Source organism: Streptomyces sp. NPDC014894 (assembly GCF_043080985.1).
Lineage (GTDB): Bacteria > Actinomycetota > Actinomycetes > Streptomycetales > Streptomycetaceae > Streptomyces.
The window spans coordinates 1-17,905 of sequence record NZ_JBIBWD010000020.1 but is presented as its reverse complement, the minus strand read 5'-3'; the positions used below and the strand labels follow the sequence as shown (position 1 = coordinate 17,905).

At 72.0% G+C, this 17,905-nt stretch carries 17 protein-coding genes; 3 read left to right on the top strand and 14 right to left on the bottom strand.

Going from position 1 to position 17,905, the window contains the following annotated elements; translation table 11 throughout:
- Window positions 1-92: 92 nt before the first annotated feature.
- The 7 genes from hemB to ACF089_RS32610 all read right to left on the bottom strand — a co-directional run bounded on the left by hemB (window position 93) and on the right by ACF089_RS32610 (window position 7,973).
- A complete protein-coding gene (hemB, locus tag ACF089_RS32640; protein ID WP_392034699.1) occupies window positions 93-1,082 on the bottom strand; it encodes a porphobilinogen synthase in 990 nt (329 codons plus the stop codon).
- Entirely contained in the window at window positions 1,079-1,477 is a 399-nt protein-coding gene (locus ACF089_RS32635; RefSeq protein ID WP_392034696.1) for a DinB family protein, read from the bottom strand. Before ACF089_RS32635 ends, hemB begins: the two co-directional genes overlap by 4 nt.
- A gap of 482 nt (window positions 1,478-1,959) precedes the next feature.
- Entirely contained in the window at window positions 1,960-3,618 is a 1,659-nt protein-coding gene (locus ACF089_RS32630; RefSeq protein ID WP_392034693.1) for a uroporphyrinogen-III synthase, read from the bottom strand.
- Window positions 3,615-4,574: a hydroxymethylbilane synthase gene (gene hemC / locus ACF089_RS32625; protein WP_392034690.1), complete on the bottom strand. Its 960-nt coding sequence runs from the start codon at window positions 4,572-4,574 to the stop codon at window positions 3,615-3,617. Before hemC ends, ACF089_RS32630 begins: the two co-directional genes overlap by 4 nt.
- On the bottom strand, window positions 4,571-6,253 hold the full coding sequence (locus ACF089_RS32620; RefSeq protein ID WP_392034687.1) for a glutamyl-tRNA reductase: 1,683 nt from the start codon (window positions 6,251-6,253) through the stop codon (window positions 4,571-4,573). The genes hemC and ACF089_RS32620 overlap by 4 nt, the downstream gene beginning before the upstream one ends.
- Window positions 6,250-6,984: a redox-sensing transcriptional repressor Rex gene (locus ACF089_RS32615; protein ID WP_392034684.1), complete on the bottom strand. Its 735-nt coding sequence runs from the start codon at window positions 6,982-6,984 to the stop codon at window positions 6,250-6,252. The genes ACF089_RS32620 and ACF089_RS32615 overlap by 4 nt, the downstream gene beginning before the upstream one ends.
- A 713-nt stretch (window positions 6,985-7,697) precedes the next feature.
- On the bottom strand, window positions 7,698-7,973 hold the full coding sequence (locus tag ACF089_RS32610; protein ID WP_392034681.1) for a glutaredoxin family protein: 276 nt from the start codon (window positions 7,971-7,973) through the stop codon (window positions 7,698-7,700).
- Window positions 7,974-8,230: 257 nt separating this feature from the next.
- On the opposite strand from ACF089_RS32610, the gene ACF089_RS32605 reads away from it, so the two are divergent.
- The 3 genes from ACF089_RS32605 (at window position 8,231) to ACF089_RS32595 (ending at window position 11,757) form a co-directional block, all read left to right on the top strand.
- Window positions 8,231-9,172, top strand: a complete 942-nt coding sequence (locus ACF089_RS32605; protein WP_392034679.1) for an HAD family hydrolase — start codon at window positions 8,231-8,233, stop codon at window positions 9,170-9,172.
- Window positions 9,173-9,537: 365 nt separating this feature from the next.
- A complete protein-coding gene (locus ACF089_RS32600; protein ID WP_392034676.1) occupies window positions 9,538-10,332 on the top strand; it encodes an ECF subfamily RNA polymerase sigma factor, BldN family in 795 nt (264 codons plus the stop codon).
- A gap of 219 nt (window positions 10,333-10,551) precedes the next feature.
- Window positions 10,552-11,757, top strand: a complete 1,206-nt coding sequence (locus ACF089_RS32595) for a DUF5667 domain-containing protein (protein ID WP_392034673.1) — start codon at window positions 10,552-10,554, stop codon at window positions 11,755-11,757.
- Window positions 11,758-11,902: 145 nt separating this feature from the next.
- On the opposite strand, the gene ACF089_RS32590 is transcribed toward ACF089_RS32595, so the two are convergent.
- From ACF089_RS32590 to ACF089_RS32560, 7 genes are all read right to left on the bottom strand, one after another.
- Entirely contained in the window at window positions 11,903-13,018 is a 1,116-nt protein-coding gene (locus tag ACF089_RS32590; protein WP_392034670.1) for a lysophospholipid acyltransferase family protein, read from the bottom strand.
- A gap of 5 nt (window positions 13,019-13,023) precedes the next feature.
- Window positions 13,024-14,115 carry an NAD-dependent epimerase/dehydratase family protein gene (locus tag ACF089_RS32585; RefSeq protein WP_392034667.1) on the bottom strand — a complete coding sequence of 364 codons (1,092 nt, stop codon included), beginning with the start codon at window positions 14,113-14,115 and terminating at the stop codon, window positions 13,024-13,026.
- A 212-nt stretch (window positions 14,116-14,327) separates the two neighbouring features.
- Entirely contained in the window at window positions 14,328-14,426 is a 99-nt protein-coding gene (locus ACF089_RS32580; protein WP_003948845.1) for a 30S ribosomal protein bS22, read from the bottom strand.
- A 121-nt stretch (window positions 14,427-14,547) separates the two neighbouring features.
- A complete protein-coding gene (locus ACF089_RS32575; protein WP_003958488.1) occupies window positions 14,548-14,760 on the bottom strand; it encodes a helix-turn-helix domain-containing protein in 213 nt (70 codons plus the stop codon).
- Between the two features lie 128 nt (window positions 14,761-14,888).
- Window positions 14,889-15,704 carry a phosphatase gene (locus ACF089_RS32570; protein ID WP_392034665.1) on the bottom strand — a complete coding sequence of 272 codons (816 nt, stop codon included), beginning with the start codon at window positions 15,702-15,704 and terminating at the stop codon, window positions 14,889-14,891.
- Between the two features lie 186 nt (window positions 15,705-15,890).
- Window positions 15,891-17,066 (bottom strand): acetoin utilization protein AcuC, encoded by a 1,176-nt coding sequence (locus ACF089_RS32565; protein WP_392034662.1) that lies wholly within the window; start codon window positions 17,064-17,066, stop codon window positions 15,891-15,893.
- Window positions 17,067-17,091: 25 nt separating this feature from the next.
- The gene (locus ACF089_RS32560; RefSeq protein WP_392034660.1) at window positions 17,092-17,736 is read right to left on the bottom strand and encodes an HAD family hydrolase; all 645 of its coding nucleotides are present in this window, start codon (window positions 17,734-17,736) and stop codon (window positions 17,092-17,094) included.
- Window positions 17,737-17,905: the final 169 nt, after the last annotated feature.

Below are 17,905 nucleotides of genomic sequence, written 5' to 3'. Positions count from 1 at the left end.
CACCTGACGGTGTGACCGCGTGATCGCTTGACCGTACGACGACGGGCCGGGGAGCTTTCTCCCCGGCCCGTCCCGCCGTTCCCGCGAGCCCGTCAGAGGGCGCGCGCCACCTCGGTCGCCCAGTAGGTGAGGATCATGTCCGCACCCGCCCGCTTGATCCCGGTGAGGGTCTCCAGAATCGCCTGGTCCCGGTCGATCCAGCCCTTCTCCGCGGCGGCCTCGACCATGGCGTACTCACCGCTGATCTGGTACGCCGCGACCGGCACGTCCACCGAGTCCGCGATCTTGGCGAGCACGTCCAGATAAGGTCCGGCCGGCTTCACCATCACGATGTCCGCGCCCTCCTCCAGATCGAGGGCCAGCTCGCGCAGGGACTCGCGCACATTCGCGCCGTCCTGCTGATACGTCCTGCGGTCCCCCCGCAGGGACGAGCCGACGGCCTCCCGGAACGGGCCGTAGAAAGCGGAGGCGTACTTGACCGTGTACGCCAGGATCGCCACATCCTCCTTGCCGATGGTGTCCAGCGCGTCCCGGACCACCCCGACCTGGCCGTCCATCATCCCGCTGGGGCCGACCATATGGACCCCGGCGTCGGCCTGGACCTGGGCCATCTCCGCGTACCGCTCCAGAGTGGCGTCATTGTCGACCCGGCCCTCGGAGTCCAGCACCCCGCAGTGTCCGTGATCGGTGTACTCGTCCAGACAGAGATCCGACATGATCACCAGATCGTCGCCGACCTCGGCCCGGACATCGCGGATCGCGAGCTGGAGGATCCCCTCCGGGTCGGTGCCCGCACTGCCCAGCGCGTCCTTCTTCGCGTCCTCCGGCACCCCGAAGAGCATGATCCCGGAGACCCCGGCCTCCCGGGCCTCCACCGCGGCCTTCCGCAGGGTGTCGCGGGTGTGCTGAACGACGCCCGGCATCGCCGAGATCGGCACGGGCTCGCCCACACCCTCCCGTACGAACGCGGGAAGAATCAGATCGGAGGGGTGCAGCCGGGTCTCGGCGACCATACGGCGAACGGCGGGGGTGGTCCGCAGACGGCGGGGCCTCGTGCCCGGGAAGGATCCATACACACTCATGGGGACAACGCTACGCCCCGGTCGGCGAGGGCATCGCGCAGCCTCAGAGTGACCCCGATCTCGGCGACGTTCTTGGCCAGCTCGAAGTTGACCCAGGCCGCGATGTCGACCATCCGCTGCCCCTCGCCCCAGGGCAGCCCCCGGGTCCGCTCGAACGAATCGAGCTGCTCGTCGTCCAGCGCGAGCAGCTCCGCCCGCCACCGGTCCTTCAGCCCCTCCAGCCAGCTCACGGCCTCCGCCGCGCCCCCCGGCCAGGTGATCTCCTCCCGCTCCGGCGCCCCGTCACCGAAGCAGTGCCCGAGCGTGGTCGTCCACCAGTACCCGATGTGCCACGTCAGCCACCCCACGCTGGTGGTCGGCGCCGGCTCCGGCTCCGGCACCTCCCAATCCGCCACCCACCGCCCCCGCCCGTCCTCCCGCACCGTCCACGCCCCCGGCGCCGGCTCCCACAGACACAGGGCGTCATCCACCCGCGGCCGGAAATAGTCGAACAGGGACCATACGGTGTCGAGCTGCCCCACCAATAGATCGGCCCGCCCCGAACCTGCCTCAATTCTCACCCCAGCACCCTCCCACCCACCCCCACCTCCACACCAACCCCTTTTCCCACCCCACACACCTCAAGCCCCGGGGATATTTCCAGCCCGGGGGGTACCTTCCAGCCCCGCCCCCAGACATCTCAAGCCCCGGGGGTACTTCCAGCCCCGCCGGCGATTGAGGCGCACCCCGGGCATCTCAAGCCCCGGGGGTATTTCAAGCCTCGGGGGTGTTACAAGCCCCGCCGGCGTTTGAGGCGCGCCCCCGGGGCCGAGCCCCGGAAAGGGAAAAGGGCGGGGTGGGGGAAGAATCCCCACCCCGCCCTCAGCCGACCCTCACCTCAGGTGGTCCGCCTGCGCCGCCCCCCGGGCCGCCGCTCCGAAGGCCTGAGCACATGCTCCCCCGCCTCCACCGCCGCCACCCTCCGCGCCGCCCCGAACTCCGCCAGCGCCTCGGCCAGCCGATGCACCGACGGCTCGGGCGACAGCACATCCACCCGCAGCCCGTGCTCCTCCGCCGTCTTGGCCGTCGCCGGCCCAATACACGCGATCACGGTCACGTTGTGCGGCTTCCCGGCGATCCCCACCAGATTCCGCACCGTGGACGACGAGGTGAACAGCACCGCGTCGAACCCGCCGCCCTTGATCGCCTCACGCGTCTCGGCCGGCGGCGGCGACGCCCGCACCGTCCGGTACGCGGTGACGTCGTCCACCTCCCAGCCCAGCTCGATGAGCCCGGCGACCAGCGTCTCCGTGGCGATGTCGGCCCGCGGCAGGAACACCCGGTCGATCGGGTCGAAGACCGGGTCGTACGGCGGCCAGTCCTCCAGGAGCCCCGCCGCCGACTGCTCGCCGCTGGGCACCAGATCCGGCTTCACACCGAAGTCCACCAGGGCCCGCGCCGTCTGCTCGCCGACCGCCGCGACCTTGATCCCGGCGAAGGCGCGCGCGTCGAGCCCGTACTCCTCGAACTTCTCCCGCACCGCCTTCACCGCGTTGACCGAGGTGAAGGCGATCCACTCGTACCGCCCGGTGACCAGGCCCTTGACCGCCCGCTCCATCTGCTGCGGAGTGCGCGGCGGCTCGACGGCGATCGTCGGGACCTCGTGCGGGACGGCCCCGTAGGACCGGAGCTGGTCGGAGAGCGACGCGGACTGTTCCTTGGTCCGCGGCACCAGCACCCTCCAGCCGAACAGCGGCTTCGACTCGAACCAGGCGAGCTGGTCGCGCTGCGCGGCGGAGCTGCGCTCCCCGACCACGGCTATCACCGGCCGGTGCCCGTCCGGGGACGGCAGCACCTTCGCCTGCTTCAGGGTCTGGGCGATCGACCCGAGGGTCGCCGTCCAGGTCCGCTGCCGGGTGGTGGTGCCGGCGACGGTGACGGTCAGCGGGGTGTCGGGCTTGCGGCCCGCGGCCACCAGCTCGCTCGCCGCCGCGGCGACCGTCTCCAGCGTGGTCGAGACGACGACCGTGCCGTCGCTCGCGCCGACCTCGGTCCAGCACCGCTCGCTCGCGGTACGGGCGTCCACGAACCGGACGTCCGTCCCCTGCGCGTCCCGCAGCGGGACACCGGCGTACGCGGGCACGCCGACGGCGGTGGCGACGCCCGGCACGACCTCGAAGGGAATCCCCTCCGCGGCGCACGCGAGCATCTCCTGCCCGGCGTCCGCGTCCAGACCCGGATCCCCGGTCACCGCACGGACGACCCGCTTGCCGCCCCGTGCGGCCTCCATGACAAGATTGACCGCATCCCTGAGTACGGGGATTCCGGCGGCTGTTGACGCATCGTCAACAACTGTCGGCTCAGGCGTGCTGACGCTCGCCCGCGCATGGCCGCGTACCACTTCGAGCACATCGGGCTCGGCGATGAGTACGTCGGCTCCCGCGAGTGCCTCGACAGCGCGCAGTGTCAACAGTCCGGGATCGCCGGGACCGGCGCCGAGGAAAGTGACGTGCCCGTGTGCCGAGTACGCCGAGGACGGGTGGGTGGTGGGGCTCAATGTGCTCGCTCCCCCATAAGACCGGCCGCACCCTTGGCGAGCATCTCGGACGCGAGTTCGCGACCGAGCGCGATGGCGTCGCCGTGCGACGTGGGTACGGGACCGGTGGTGGACAGCTGCACCAGCGTCGAGCCGTCGGTGGTGCCGACGACGCCGCGCAGGCGCATCTCAGTGACAGCCTCCTCCTCGCCCAACAGGTCGGCGAGCGCACCCACAGGTGCGCTGCAGCCGGCCTCCAGGGCGGCGAGCAGGGATCGCTCGGCGGTCACGGCGACCCGGGTTCGCGGGTCGTCGAGCTCACCGAGCAGAGCGGCGAGGTCTGCGTTATCCGCAGCGCACTCGATCGCCAGTGCCCCCTGGCCGGGGGCGGGCAGCACGGAGTCGACCGACAGGAAGTCGGTCACCTCATCGGCACGGCCGATGCGATTGAGTCCGGCCGCGGCGAGTACCACCGCGTCCAGCTCTCCGTTGTGCACGTATCCGATCCGGGTGTCGATGTTGCCCCGGATCGGCACGGTCTCTATGCGCGTGTGGTGCGCGCGGGCGTACGCGTTCAGCTGCGCCATCCGGCGCGGCGAACCGGTCCCGACCCGGGCGCCCTCGGGGAGCTGCTCGAAGGCCAGGCCGTCCCGCGCCACCAGCACGTCCCGAGGGTCCTCGCGCGGCGGGACCGCCGCGAGGAGAAGCTCGTCGGGCTGGGCCGTCGGAAGGTCCTTCAGCGAATGAACGGCGAAGTCCACCTCTTCGCGGACCAGCGCCTCCCGCAGCGCCGCGACGAACACGCCCGTGCCGCCGATCTGCGCGAGATGCTCACGGGAGGTGTCCCCGTACGTGGTGATCTCGACCAGCTCGACGGGACGGCCGGTCAGCTGGCGCACCGCCCGAGCCACTTGCCCGGACTGGGCCATGGCGAGCTTGCTGCGCCTGGTCCCGAGTCTCAGTGCCCTCTCGGTCATACTCGCCCTCGGTTCTTGACGTCTGCGTCATTCAGGTCGGCCCGGCTGACGGAGGCGACCGTCTCCGGGTCGAGGTCGAAAAGTGTCCGCAGCGCGTCGGCGTACCCGGCGCCACCGGGCTCGCTCGCGAGCTGCTTCACCCGCACGGTGGGCGCGTGAAGCAGCTTGTCGACCACACGGCGGACGGTCTGGCCGATCTCCGCGCGCTGCTTCTCGTCCAGGGCGGGCAGCCGGCCGTCGAGCCGGGCGATCTCACCGGCGACGACATCGGCGGCCATGGCGCGCAGGGCGACCACGGTCGGGGTGATGTGCGCGGCGCGCTGGGCGGCGCCGAAGGCGGCGACCTCGTCGGAGACGATACGGCGGACCTGGTCCACGTCCGCGGCCATCGGCGCGTCGGCGGAGGCCTCGGCCAGGGACTCGATGTCGACCAGCCGGACGCCGGGGATCCGGTGCACGGCGTGATCGATGTCGCGCGGCATGGCGAGGTCGAGCAGCGCCATCCGCACGGGCTCGCCGCCGGCGCCCGCCACGGAGGCGGAGCCGGTGCGGACCCGGCGCGGGGCGTTCTCCGTCCACAGGCCGTGCTGGGCGAGAGCCTCGGCGGAGTGCCGGTCCTCCAGCCCCACGGGGCAGCCGCCGGCCGCTTCGCCCTCGGCGCCCGCGGCGACGGACTCGCCGAAGACGGTCTCGCCGCCCACCGGCCCGCTGGCGGAACGGTCGGGTACGCGGCCGTCGCGCGCGGCGGCCTCGGCGAGCCGGGCCACCAGACTTCCGTCGGGGGCGCGCAGATGCGTGGTGCGGCGCGGGGCGTCGCCCGCGGCCGGGAGGCCGCGTTCGGCGGAGGACTCGGCGAGGGCGGCGGCGACCGCCTCGGCGGTCAGCACGAGCCCGGTCGCGCCGGTGCAGGAGACCACGGCGTCGGCACGTGTCAGCTCATCGGCCACGTCCCCCATCGGCACGGCGCGGGCGGGCACCCCGCCCGGACCGGAGAGCACGGCGGCCAGCCGGCCGGCGCGCTCCACCGTACGGTTGGCGATCACCAGTTCCCGGACGCCGAGCCGCGCGAGCGTGGTCGCGGCGAGCGAGGACATCGAACCCGCGCCGATCACCAGCACCCTCTTGTCGGCCGCCCACCGCTCCAGGTCGCGGCCCTCGGCGAGCTGTTCCAGGCCGAAGGTGACGAGCGACTGCCCGGCCCGGTCGATCCCGGTCTCGCTGTGCGCGCGCTTGCCGACCCGGAGGGACTGCTGGAAGAGGTCGTTGATCAGACGCCCGGCGGTGTGCAGACCCTGTCCGGTCGCGAGGGCGTCCTTGATCTGGCCGAGGATCTGGCCCTCGCCGACCACCATCGAGTCGAGACCGCAGGCCACCGAGAAGAGATGGTGGACGGCCCGGTCCTCGTAGTGGACGTACAGATAGGGCGTCAGCTCCTCCAGGCCGACCCCGCTGTGCTGGGCGAGCAGCGTGGACAGCTCGGCGACGCCCGCGTGGAACTTCTCCACGTCCGCGTACAGCTCGATGCGGTTGCAGGTGGCCAGCACCGTCGCCTCGGAGGCGGGCTCGGCGGCCAGCGTGTCCGTCAGCAGCTTGGCCTGCGCGTCCGCCGACAGCGAGGCGCGCTCCAGCACGCTCACCGGTGCGCTGCGGTGACTCAGTCCGACGACCAGAAGGCTCATGCCGGCATCACGGCGGGCATGTCCCCGTCAGGTCCCTTCCGGGCCGCGGCGGCCTCGGCCTCGGCCTCCTCGCCGGCCTTCCGCTGCTCGTGGAAGGCGAGGATCTGCAGCTCGATCGAGAGGTCGACCTTGCGCACGTCGACGCCGTCCGGCACGGACAGCACGGTGGGGGCGAAGTTCAGGATGGAGGTCACCCCGGCCGCGACCAGACGCTCGCAGACCTGCTGGGCGGCGCCGGCGGGCGTGGCGATGACGCCGATCGACACACCGTTGTCGCTGATGATCTTCTCCAGCTCGTCGGTGTGCTGCACCCCGATCCCGGCGACGGGCTTTCCGGCCATCGCCGGATCCGCGTCGATGAGCGCGGCGACCCGGAAGCCCCGGGAGGCGAACCCGCCGTAGTTGGCCAGGGCGGCGCCCAGGTTTCCGATGCCGACGATCACCACGGGCCAGTCCTGGGTCAGACCCAGTTCACGGGAGATCTGGTAGACGAGGTACTCGACGTCGTAGCCGACGCCGCGCGTCCCGTAGGAGCCCAGGTAGGAGAAGTCCTTGCGCAGCTTGGCGGAATTGACTCCGGCCGCCGCGGCCAGCTCCTCGGAGGAGACCGTGGGCACGGAACGCTCGGACAGTCCGGTCAGCGCCCGCAGGTACAGCGGAAGCCGGGCGACGGTGGCCTCGGGGATTCCTCGGCTACGGGTCGCCGGTCGGTGATTTCGGCCAGTTGCCACGGTGCTCCTGCGGGATGAGCGAGGCTCTAGGCGGCCGTGTGTTCCAAGACCGCCCCGTCGAATGCAGGCTATGTCTTTGTGAACGCGTGCACAAAGATAGTGTCCGTTTTGTCCGAGCAAAGTGATCGGGGTCACGCGCTGGGATCGCGTAAACGTGGAACCGCGAGCCGACTCGGACCGTTGACGACGCGAAGGGGGCAAAGCCGCACACACTCCTCACCTGACCGCCCCCGAGACCGCTCTACTGTGCCCTGAACCCCCTGAGTCCCGATAGAGCCATGACGGGGGAAGAACGCCCGGGCAAACGTTCCGAAGGCAACGAGCCCCTCCCCCGCGCCCCGGCGGACGACCGCCGCCGCGCCCTCCCGAGAGCCGCGCACCTCCCGGAACGACACCCTCCGGAAGCCGTGCCCCCACGAGAGCCGCAGCCCCCTCCTCGAAGCCCCGCCCTGGCGGGAGCCGCAGCCCCCTCCTCGGAGCCGCGCCCTGACGGGAGCCCCGCACGGGCCGAACCCGCGCCCTCGCGAGAGCCGCGCGCCTCCGGGAGCCGTGCCCGTCCCCCGGCCCCGCGCCCGTCCCCCGGCGCACCCTTCTTTTCACACCCGCCGCGCAGACCCGGACCGCCCGGGCCCCCCGACCGCCGGGGACCACCGGACCGCCGGGTACCGCACGCCCCTGCCGGCCTCCGGCCCCTCTCGGCCCCGCCCCCGCCGTCACGCCTCCAGCGCGCGCCGCAGCCGCTCCGGGTCCACCCGCCAGAACGTGTGCTGCTCACCGTCGACCAGCACCACCGGGATCTGCTCCCAGTACGCCCGGTGCAGCTCCTCGTCCCGGGTGATGTCCTTCTCCTCCCAGGCGGCGCCGGTCCGGCCGCACACCTCCTCGACCACGGCCCGCGCGTCGTCGCACAGATGACACCCCGGCTTGCCGATCAGCGTCACCACACGCTCGCCGGCCCGCTTCTTCCCACGCCGAAACAGAGGACTCATGCCCCCTATTCTCCGCCCGCCGCCCGGGCCGGGGAAGCCGCCCCCGGCCGGGCGGGAGCGACCCCGGCCGGGCGGGAGCGACCCCGGCCGGGCGGGAGCGACCCCGGCCGGGGCGGGGAGCGCCCGCCGCCCGAGGCGGCGGGCGACCGCGCCCACCTCCTCGTACCCGCTCCGGTTGGCCACCCGGACGCCTGGAGTTCACACCCCCGAGCCCCGGCGTGTCGGGAAGTTCCGAACAGACTGGCTATGCTCGCCACATGGCCGCACTGGGATGGCTCACCCCCCGTAGGCGCTCCGCCACCGCACGGAGCGTCCTCGCAGGCGAGGCGGCAGCCGAGGCGGCGCGCAAGTCGTCGCGGCAGCTGGAGGAGACCGCCGGGACCGAGGCCGCGCGAGCCGCCGACGAGCCGCCGTTCCCCGTCGCGGGGGACGAGCGGGCCGCCGCCTTCTTCGACCTCGACAACACCGTGATGCAGGGCGCCGCGCTCTTCCACTTCGGCCGGGGCCTCTACAAGCGCAAGTTCTTCCAGCGCAACGAGCTGGCGCGCTTCGCCTGGCAGCAGACCTGGTTCCGGCTCGCCGGCGTCGAGGACCCCGAGCACATGCAGGACGTCCGCGAGTCCGCGCTCTCCATCGTCAAGGGCCACCGGGTCTCCGAGCTGATGAGCATCGGCGAGGAGATCTACGACGAGTACATGGCCGACCGCATCTGGCCGGGCACCCGGGCGCTCGCCCAGGCCCATCTCGACGCGGGCCAGAAGGTGTGGCTGGTCACGGCGGCCCCCGTGGAGACCGCGACGATCATCGCCCGCAGGCTGGGCCTGACCGGCGCGCTGGGCACCGTCGCCGAGTCGGTCGACGGCGTCTACACCGGACGGCTGGTCGGCGAGCCGCTGCACGGCCCGGCGAAGGCCGAGGCGGTCCGCGCGCTCGCGGCGGCCGAGGGCCTCGAACTGGCGCGCTGCGCGGCCTACAGCGATTCGCACAACGACATCCCCATGCTCTCGCTGGTCGGACACCCCTACGCGATCAATCCGGACACCAAGCTCCGCAAGTACGCCCGGGCGCGCGAATGGCGGCTGCGGGACTACCGCACCGGCCGCAAGGCGGCCAAGGTCGGCATCCCGGCGGCCGCCGGAGTGGGCGCGATCGCGGGCGGCACGGCCGCCGCCGTGGCCATTCACCGCCGCCGCCGCTGACCCGGCCGTACGACCCGCTCCCTCGCCCTTCCCCGGCCCCGCCCGGCCCCGCGCCCCGCGCCGTCCCGCCCCGGCCGGACCCCTGACCGCGCCCCGGCCCGGAGCGCCCGACGCCGGCCCCTGTCACGCCGCCTCGCAAACGGTCAGAAGTCGCTCTCATCCGATCGCCAAACGGTCACATTCCGCTAGCCGAACCGCCTCCCAGACGGCACAGAAGCGACGGAAACGGTGATTTGAGCAACTGGGTGTAGCACTGCCTGTACGAAGCGTTATTCTCCTCAGACGCATACGGGACCCCACCAGTCGCCACGGCGGGTGAACGGTTCCGCACTGCTCGTGATGGAAGCTCTGCCTCTGGGAGTCCCGTGTACCCACACGTCGGGGTTGACGCCTCGGGCCTGGCTACGCTGCGCGCGGCGGTCCTCGACCACTTGCGCGGCTTCGTCCCCACCGCGTACGCCGTCCCCGCGCTCGCCCTGCCCCGCCTTGCCACCAGCGGTCCCACCGCCCCCTGCTACGCCCTGGCCGACGGCCGCGCGGCCGTCGGCAGACGGAGCCCCCGGGGCGGCTCCAGTGCCCCGACCACCGCCCGCCGTCCCACCGCCGACAGCGACAGCGCCCGCATGATGGAGCTGGTCGAGCGCGCCCAGGCGGGCGAGGCCGAAGCCTTCGGCCGGCTCTACGACCAGTACAGCGACACGGTCTACCGCTACATCTACTACCGCGTCGGCGGGAAGGCCACCGCCGAGGACCTCACCAGCGAGACATTCCTGCGCGCCCTGCGCCGGATCTCCACCTTCACCTGGCAGGGCCGCGATTTCGGCGCCTGGCTGGTCACGATCGCCCGCAATCTGGTCGCCGACCACTTCAAATCGAGCCGCTTCCGACTGGAAGTGACCACCGGCGAAATGCTCGACGCGAACGAGGTCGAGCGCAGCCCGGAGGACTCCGTCCTGGAGTCGCTCTCCAACGCCGCCCTGCTCGAAGCGGTGCGCAAGCTCAATCCCCAGCAGCAGGAGTGTGTGACCCTGCGCTTCCTCCAGGGCCTGTCGGTCGCCGAGACCGCCAGGGTGATGGGCAAGAACGAGGGCGCGATCAAGACCCTCCAGTACCGCGCCGTACGCACCCTCGCCCGCCTGCTGCCCGACGACGCCCGCTGACCGCCCTCAACTCACCATCGGTGACGCCTCGATGACGCACTGGTCCGATCATCCTCCGCGCGTAACCCAAGTGCCGCGACACTCGTTGTCCGGGATGCAGGCTCCCTGTGGTCACGCCATGCCCGCAGCCACTCACTCGATCGTGTGGTTGCGCTCAAGGTGTGCAACCTTGTCGATCCCCGGGGGAGTCGACCGTCATGACGAGAGGAGGTGCCGCCAGTGATCGCGAACGTATCGGCGCACCGGCGGGCGAACGCCTTCGCCCAGGCCTTGGAAGACCAGGCGGCCGGGCAGCCGGACGATTCGGTCGAACCGACCGAACGCGGACGGCTGTTGGCTCTGGCGTCCGGTCTCGGCGAGCTGCCGAAACCGGAGATGGATCCCGAGGTCAAAGTGGTGCAGCGAGCACAGCTCGTGGCAGCCATGGAGGCCATGCTCCAGGAGGGCACGGCCGCGGGAGCCGACGCCGCGGGCCCTACGGTGCCGGAGCAGCGGAAATCCGGCCGAGGTGCGCACCGGGCATCCCCGCTCCGGAAATTGCGACCGCGTTCCCGCTGGTCGAAGGGGCTCGCGGCCGGCGGGCTGACCGTCGGCGTCGCCGCGGGGGCCTTCAGCGGAGTGGCCGCTGCCAGCTCCGACGCCCTCCCCGGTGACACGCTGTACGGGCTGAAGCGCGGCATGGAGGACATCCGGCTCGGCATGGCCGACGGCGACTCGGACCGCGGCGAGCTCTATCTCGACCAGGCCTCCATCCGGCTCAGCGAGGCCCGCCGCCTCATGGAGCGGGGCCGGGCGGGAGATCTGGACCATGAATCGCTCGGCGAGGTCCGCCGCGCGCTGAACGGCATGCGCCACGACGCCAAGGAGGGCCACCGGCTGCTCCACGCGGCGTACGCGCGCGACGGCTCGCTCGGCCCGATCCAGAAGCTCAACTCGTTCTCCCGCGCCCACCGGGACGCGTGGGCCGGGCTGAGAAACCGGCTTCCGGCCCAGCTCACCGATGTCGGCGACGAGGTCAGCGATGTCTTCAAGGCCATAGAGGACGAGGTCAGCCCGCTGCAGTCGCTGCTGCCCACCCCTCCGGAGCAGGGCCGAGGCTCCTCCCAGCGCCCCGGCGCCGCCTCCCCGGAGACCGGTCGCACCGCGCCGTCCGGAGAGCGCCCCGCCCCGTCCGCCTCGCAGAGTCCGCCGGCCCAGAGCGGCGCCGACACCGCCAAGCCGCGCCCCTCGGACTCCGCGGCGGCCGAGGACGACAGCCTCCTCGGCGGCAATGGCACCGGGCTCTTCGACTCCCCGTCGCAGGACGCCTCCACGCCCTCGTCGGGCAAGTCGTCGTCGTCCTCCCCGAAGGCGGATGTCACCATCCCGCCCCTGCTCCCCGGTCTCATCCCGGAGCTGGGGCTGAGCGCGGAGGACGAGGAGTAGTCGAGGGCCCGCCCACCGGGGTGAGCGGGCCCTCGACGGAGAGAGCGGGCGGCCCGGAGCGATCCGGGCCGCCCGCTCCACACCGGCCCCGCGCAGAACCGCCCCCGGAAGAGCCCCTCAGACGAACCGGCTCGGAAGAGCCCGCTCAGAAGAACACGGACCTCCGCCGCACCAGCAGCTTGTACAGCGTGTGCTGGATCTGCTCCCGCACCTGATCCGTCAGATTGAACATCAGCATCGGATCCTCCGCCGCCTCCGCCGAGTACCCCTTGGTCTCGATCGGCTCCCCGAACTGAATCGTCCACTTCGTCGGCAGCGGCACCGCGCCCAGCGGCCCCAGCCAGGGAAAGGTCGGCGTCACCGGGAAGTACGGAATCCCCAGCAGCCGGGCGAGCGTCTTCGAATTGCCGATCATCGGATAGATCTCCTCCGCCCCGACGATCGAACACGGCACGATCGGCGCTCCCGCCCGCAGCGCCGTCGACACAAAGCCGCCCCGGCCGAAGCGCTGAAGCTTGTACCGCTCGCTGAACGGCTTCCCGATGCCCTTGAAGCCCTCCGGCATCACCCCGACGATCTCACCGCGCCGCAGCAGCCGCTCCGCGTCCTCCGCGCAGGCCAGGGTGTGCCCGGCCTTACGGGCCAGCTCGCTGACGACCGGCAGCACAAAGACCAGGTCCGCCGCGAGCAGCCGCAGATGCCGGCCCGCCGGATGCCGGTCGTGGACGGCGACCTGCATCATGAGCGCGTCCAGCGGCAGCGTGCCGGAGTGATTGGCCACCACCAGCGCCCCGCCCTCGGACGGAATGTTCTCGATGCCCCGGACCTCGACCCGGAAGTACTTCTCGTACAGCGGCCGCAGCAGCGACATGAGCACCTGGTCGGTCAGCTCCTCGTCGAAGCCAAACTCGTCGACCTCGTACTCGCCGGTGATCCGGCGGCGCAGAAACGAGAGCCCCTCGGCGATCCTCCGGTCCAGGCCGCCGCCGGCGCCGCCCGCGGATCCGTCCTCCGGGCCGCCGGCCGCGCCGGAAGGCTCCGCGGGCCGCTCCTCCGAGGACCGCGCGCCCGGCAGCGAGCGCACCGGAGCCTGCCGGACCACCCGGGGCCCTTCCGCGCGCTCCTCACCGCCCGGGCCGGCCCCGGCGGAGGCAGCCGGGCCCGCGCCGGACCGGCGGCGCGAGGAGCGCTGCGTACCGCCGCTGCCGCCACCGCCCCGCGCACGGTCGTCGTCGAACGGAATGACCTTGGCGTCCGCCATCGTGCCTATGCTCCTTCTCCGGCGTCGCTCCGGGCCGTCCGTACGGCCGCCCGGCCCGCTCGCCGCTCAGCGCTCCCGAGAGACGCCCCCACCCGGTCCACCGCCCCCGCGAGGGCCTGCGGCGGCAACAGCCCCGACCCCCGGCTCCGGGCGAAGTCGGCGAACGCCTCCGCGGTCGTGAACCTCGGTTCAAATCCCAGTGTCTCGCGCATCTGCGCGGTGCTCACCACCCGGCCGTGCGTCAGCAGCCGGATCTGCTCCGGCGAGAAGTCCGTGACCCCGACCGTGCGCAGCGCCGAACCGATCCAGGTGACCGCGGGGAGCAGCACCGGCAGCGTGGGCCGCCCGAGCCGCCGCGCGCACTGCGACAGCAGCAGCACACCGTCCCCGGCCACATTGAAGGTGCCGCTGTTGAGCGTTCCCCGCCGGGGCTCGCGCAGCGCGAGCCCGAGCACGTCGATCACATCGTCCTCGTGGACGAACTGCAGCCGGGGGTCGTAGCCGAACACCGTCGGCAGCACCGGCAGCGAGAAGAACTCGGCGAGCGGCGAGTCGGCGCGCGGCCCGAGGATGTTCGCGAAACGCAGCACGCAGACGGCGACGTCCGGTCTGCGCCGGGCGAAGCCGCGGACATATCCCTCGACCTCCGCCGTGTCCTTCGCGAAGCCACCGCTCGGCAGCGACTTGGGCAGCGTGGTCTCGGTGAAGACGGCCGGATCACGGGGATCGGAGCCGTAGACGCTCGTACTGGACTTGATCACCAGTCGCTGGACGGTGGGCGACTTCTGGCAGGCGCCGAGGAGCTGGAGCGTGCCGATGACGTTGGTCTCCTTGACCGCCGTCCGTCCGCCCGCGCCCAGGGGCGTCCCCGTGACGTCCAGATGGACGACGGTGTCGACGGCGTGCTCGGCGAGGACCCGCCCTATGGCGGGGTGCCTGATGTCGGCGCGGACGAACTCGGCCCCGCCGAGATGGTGCTCCGGCTCGACCGCGTCGACCCCGATCACCCGGTCCACGCCGGGATCGCGGGCCACCCGCCGGACCAGCCGGCCGCCCAGCTGCCGGGCCACACCGGTGACGAGCACGACCTTTCCCAAGACCAGCGCCTCCCCTGAGGTCGAATGGGCCCACTCCCAGCGTCACCGTAGCCGCTCGCCCGGGCGCCGTGACGCCCACGGGCCGCTCCTTTACGAGGATGTCGCCCTCGGCACCGCGGCCGCGGCGGTCCCGTCCGGCCCGGGCCCGGAGAACACCGCGGCCCCCTCACCATGGTGGTGAGAGGGCCGAGATGACACGTACAGCTGCCGTACTACTTCTTGTTACGGCGCTGAACGCGGGTGCGCTTGAGCAGCTTGCGGTGCTTCTTCTTCGCCATCCGCTTGCGCCGCTTCTTGATAACAGAGCCCACGACTACCCTCGCTCACTTCTCTTCACTCGGTGCGGGGCGTCTGGGCCCACACGACCTACGTCGGTCCAGCCTACCCGCCTGAGCATCGAGGTTGTAATCCGAGGGCAGCCGCCCGGTTCCACTACGCGGATTCCACCCCCACGAAGGACTCGCGGAGGTAATCGTGAACCGCTTGCTCCGGTACCCGGAAGGACCTCCCCACCCGGATCGCCGGCAGATGACCGCTGTGTACCAAGCGGTACACCGTCATCTTCGACACCCGCATCACCGAGGCGACTTCCGCCACGGTAAGGAACTTGACCTCATTGAGAGGCCTCTCGCTGCCAGCAGCCATGACCCACCTGTACCTTCCGCGCAAGACGCCCACCGGCTTCCCCTCCGGTGACTCTTCGTCGCTGCGCGCTCACTCCCCAGACTAGGGGCGGGTGGTGCGAGTGGGGAAGAGGAGCAGCCATCGGCCGCCTACTGTGACAGACACGCTCGATTGAGTACATAGCGCGTCAGCGGTCGGTAGCAGGGAGACCGCACGGAGTCATCGAGCGGGACGGCGACGGCCACCCGGCCCTCGGCCTCGCCGACGAAGAGGGCGGGGTCGTCGGCATCGGCCGGGCCCATGGCCTCAATGCCCAGCTGACCTGCCCCGCAGACCCATCCGTGGTCCCCGACGACCAGGTCGGGCAGGGGGCCTCCGGCCTCCGCGAGAGCCTCCAGAGCGACCCTCACCGGGAGGGGGGAATGGGTGTGTGCGCCGGTTTCACCGGGGGCCGGCCGCGCGCCGGGATTCCGCACCAGCGCGACTCCCCGTACGTAATCAATGGCGTAGGTACGTACCCCGAACCGGGTCGTTATGTCGACACATCGCCCCTGCGCAGGGGTGAGGACGAGACAGCCCGCCGCCGACAAAGCGTCTGCCAGCCCCCCGTAGAACCCGAGCAGGCGGTGCGGATGACCGGTGCCGAGGAGCACCGCTCCCCGGCGGGCGGCGATCTCCGCGAGCCGCTCGGCGAAGGCGTCCAGGGCCGCGATCGTCCGGTCGGGATCGATGACGTCGGGCCCGGTGAGGTGCGCCGGATCGGCCGAGACCCCGCATCTGTCGGCCATGAGCGCGATGACGTCCCGCTCGGTCCACTCCCCTTCGGGCCCGAGCCCGAGGGTGACCCGGGGGTCGCGCGCGGCGAACAGCCGATAGCTGCGCAGACTCTCCTCCCGTAGCGTACGCACGGTCCCGGCCAGCCGGGCGGTCAGAAGGTGCTCCCGCAGCGCGTGGGTACTCGACACGCTGCCGATGGTGCCGCAGACGCGTGCCCGGCCGCCGGGAAAGCGCTCCGGGGCCGCACGGTTGGCCCAACGGACCCTTACGGCGGCCCGAGGGCCCGCCGGGATCCCCCGGGGCCCTCCCGGGCCTCCCGCACGCCACCCGGCCCGCTCCGGCCCCTTCAGCCGCTCCAGCCGCGTACGACCCGTCTACGCCAGCAGCCCCCGCAGCGGGAACACCGCGCGCCGGGTCGCCAGCACCGCCTGGTCCAACCGGTCGGCCGGGTCGTAGCCCTCCCCCCACTCCCGCCACACCGGCGTACGGCCGTCCGTCATCCGGTACGGGCCGGGCTGCCGCGTCCGCGCGTACACCTCGTCCCGCCAGCTCTGCGGGATCGCGGACTCCGGGTCGATGGGCCGGTGCGCGGCGATCGCCACCAGATGCGTCCAGGATCTGGGCACCACGTCCACCACGGCGTATCCGCCGCCGCCGAGCGCGATCCACCGCCCGTCCTCGGCGTACTCGTGCGCCAGCGTGTGACACGCCTCCTGCACCGCGCGCTGGGCGTCCAGCGAGACCGCCAGATGCGCGAGCGGGTCCTCGAAGTGGGTGTCGGCGCCGTGCTGGGTGACCAGGACCTGGGGACGGAAGTCCGCCAGCAGCTCGGGGACCACCGCGTGGAACGCCCGCAGCCAGCCCTCGTCGCCGGTCCCGGCCGGCAGCGCCACATTGACGGCCCCGCCCTCGCCCGGCCCCTGGCCGCCGGTCTCCTCGGGCCAGCCGGTGCCGGGGAACAGCGTCCGGGGATGCTCGTGGAGCGAGACCGTCAGCACCCTCGGGTCGTCCCAGAAGGCGGCCTGGACGCCGTCGCCGTGATGGACGTCCACATCGATGTACGCGACTCGTTCGGCGCCCAGCTCCAGCAGCCGGGCGATGGCGAGGGAGGCGTCGTTGTAGATGCAGAACCCGGCCGCCGACCCCGGCATCGCGTGGTGCAGCCCGCCCGCGAAGTTCACCGCGTGCTCGGCCCGGCCCCGCCACACGGCCTCGGCGGCCCCGACGGACTGCCCGGCGATCAGCGCCGACGCCTCGTGTATCCCGGCGAAGGCGGGGTCGTCCACCGTCCCCAGTCCGTACGACTGGTCCGCTGCGCGCGGCCGCGCCGAGGCCGCGCGCACGGCCGCCACATAGTCCTCTCGGTGCACGAGCCGGAGCGTGGAGTCCCCGGCCGGCTTCGCGGACACCACTTCCGTGACGCGATCCAGTTCATAGGCCCGCACCAACCCCATGGTCAGCGCGAGCCGCACCGGATCCATCGGGTGGCTCTCCCCGAAGTCGTACTTCGTGACCGCCTCGTCCCACATCAACACCGTGCGGCTGCTCATCACGCCACCGTATCGGCCGGGCGCGTCAGGCGAGGAGGGCGGGCAGCCGGGCCATCGAATCGAAGTACCCCTGGGCGCCGCCGAGTTTCTCCGCGGGCGTCATGGCGGTGAATCCGTAGACGTCCATTCCGGCGGCGACGGCGGCGCGCACTCCTAGCACGCTGTCCTCCACCACCGCACAGCGCTCCGGAGCCGCTCCCATCCGCTCGGCGGCGTACAGAAAGAGGTCGGGAGCCGGCTTTCCCCGTCCGACGTCCTGCGCGCTGAAGACGACGTTCTCGGGGAAATAGCGGTCGAGCCCGGTCTTGCGATGACCGACCCGGATCCGCTCATGGCTCCCGGAGGAGGCCAGGCAGTACGGCACCCCGTCCGCCACCAGCTTCTCCAACACCTCCGCCACCCCCTCGACGGCCACCAGCTCCCGCTCGAACGCGGCGAACGTCCGCGCGTGCAACGTCGCGTCGAAATCCTCCGGCAGCCGCTGCCCGGTCCGCTCCTTCACAAGATCGTGTACGCGGTGCACCGCCGCGCCCATGTAGTCGCGCAGGGAGTCCTCGTAGGACGTCGAGTGCCCCAGCTCGGTCAGATAGGCCGCGAGGATGGTGTTGGCGACAGGCTCACTGTCGACCAGCACACCGTCATTGTCGAAGATGACCAGGTCATATCGCATACCTCCAGCCTAGGAGAAACCCCGCGCGGCGCGGCCGGCTCGGATCGTCCGGCAAAAGGCCGTGCAAAAAGATCGTGAACGCAAAAATGCCTCAGCCTCCCCGGACACAAGGTCCGGGAAGACTGAGGCTAAAAATTGTTCGGCGGCGTCCTACTCTCCCACAGGGTCC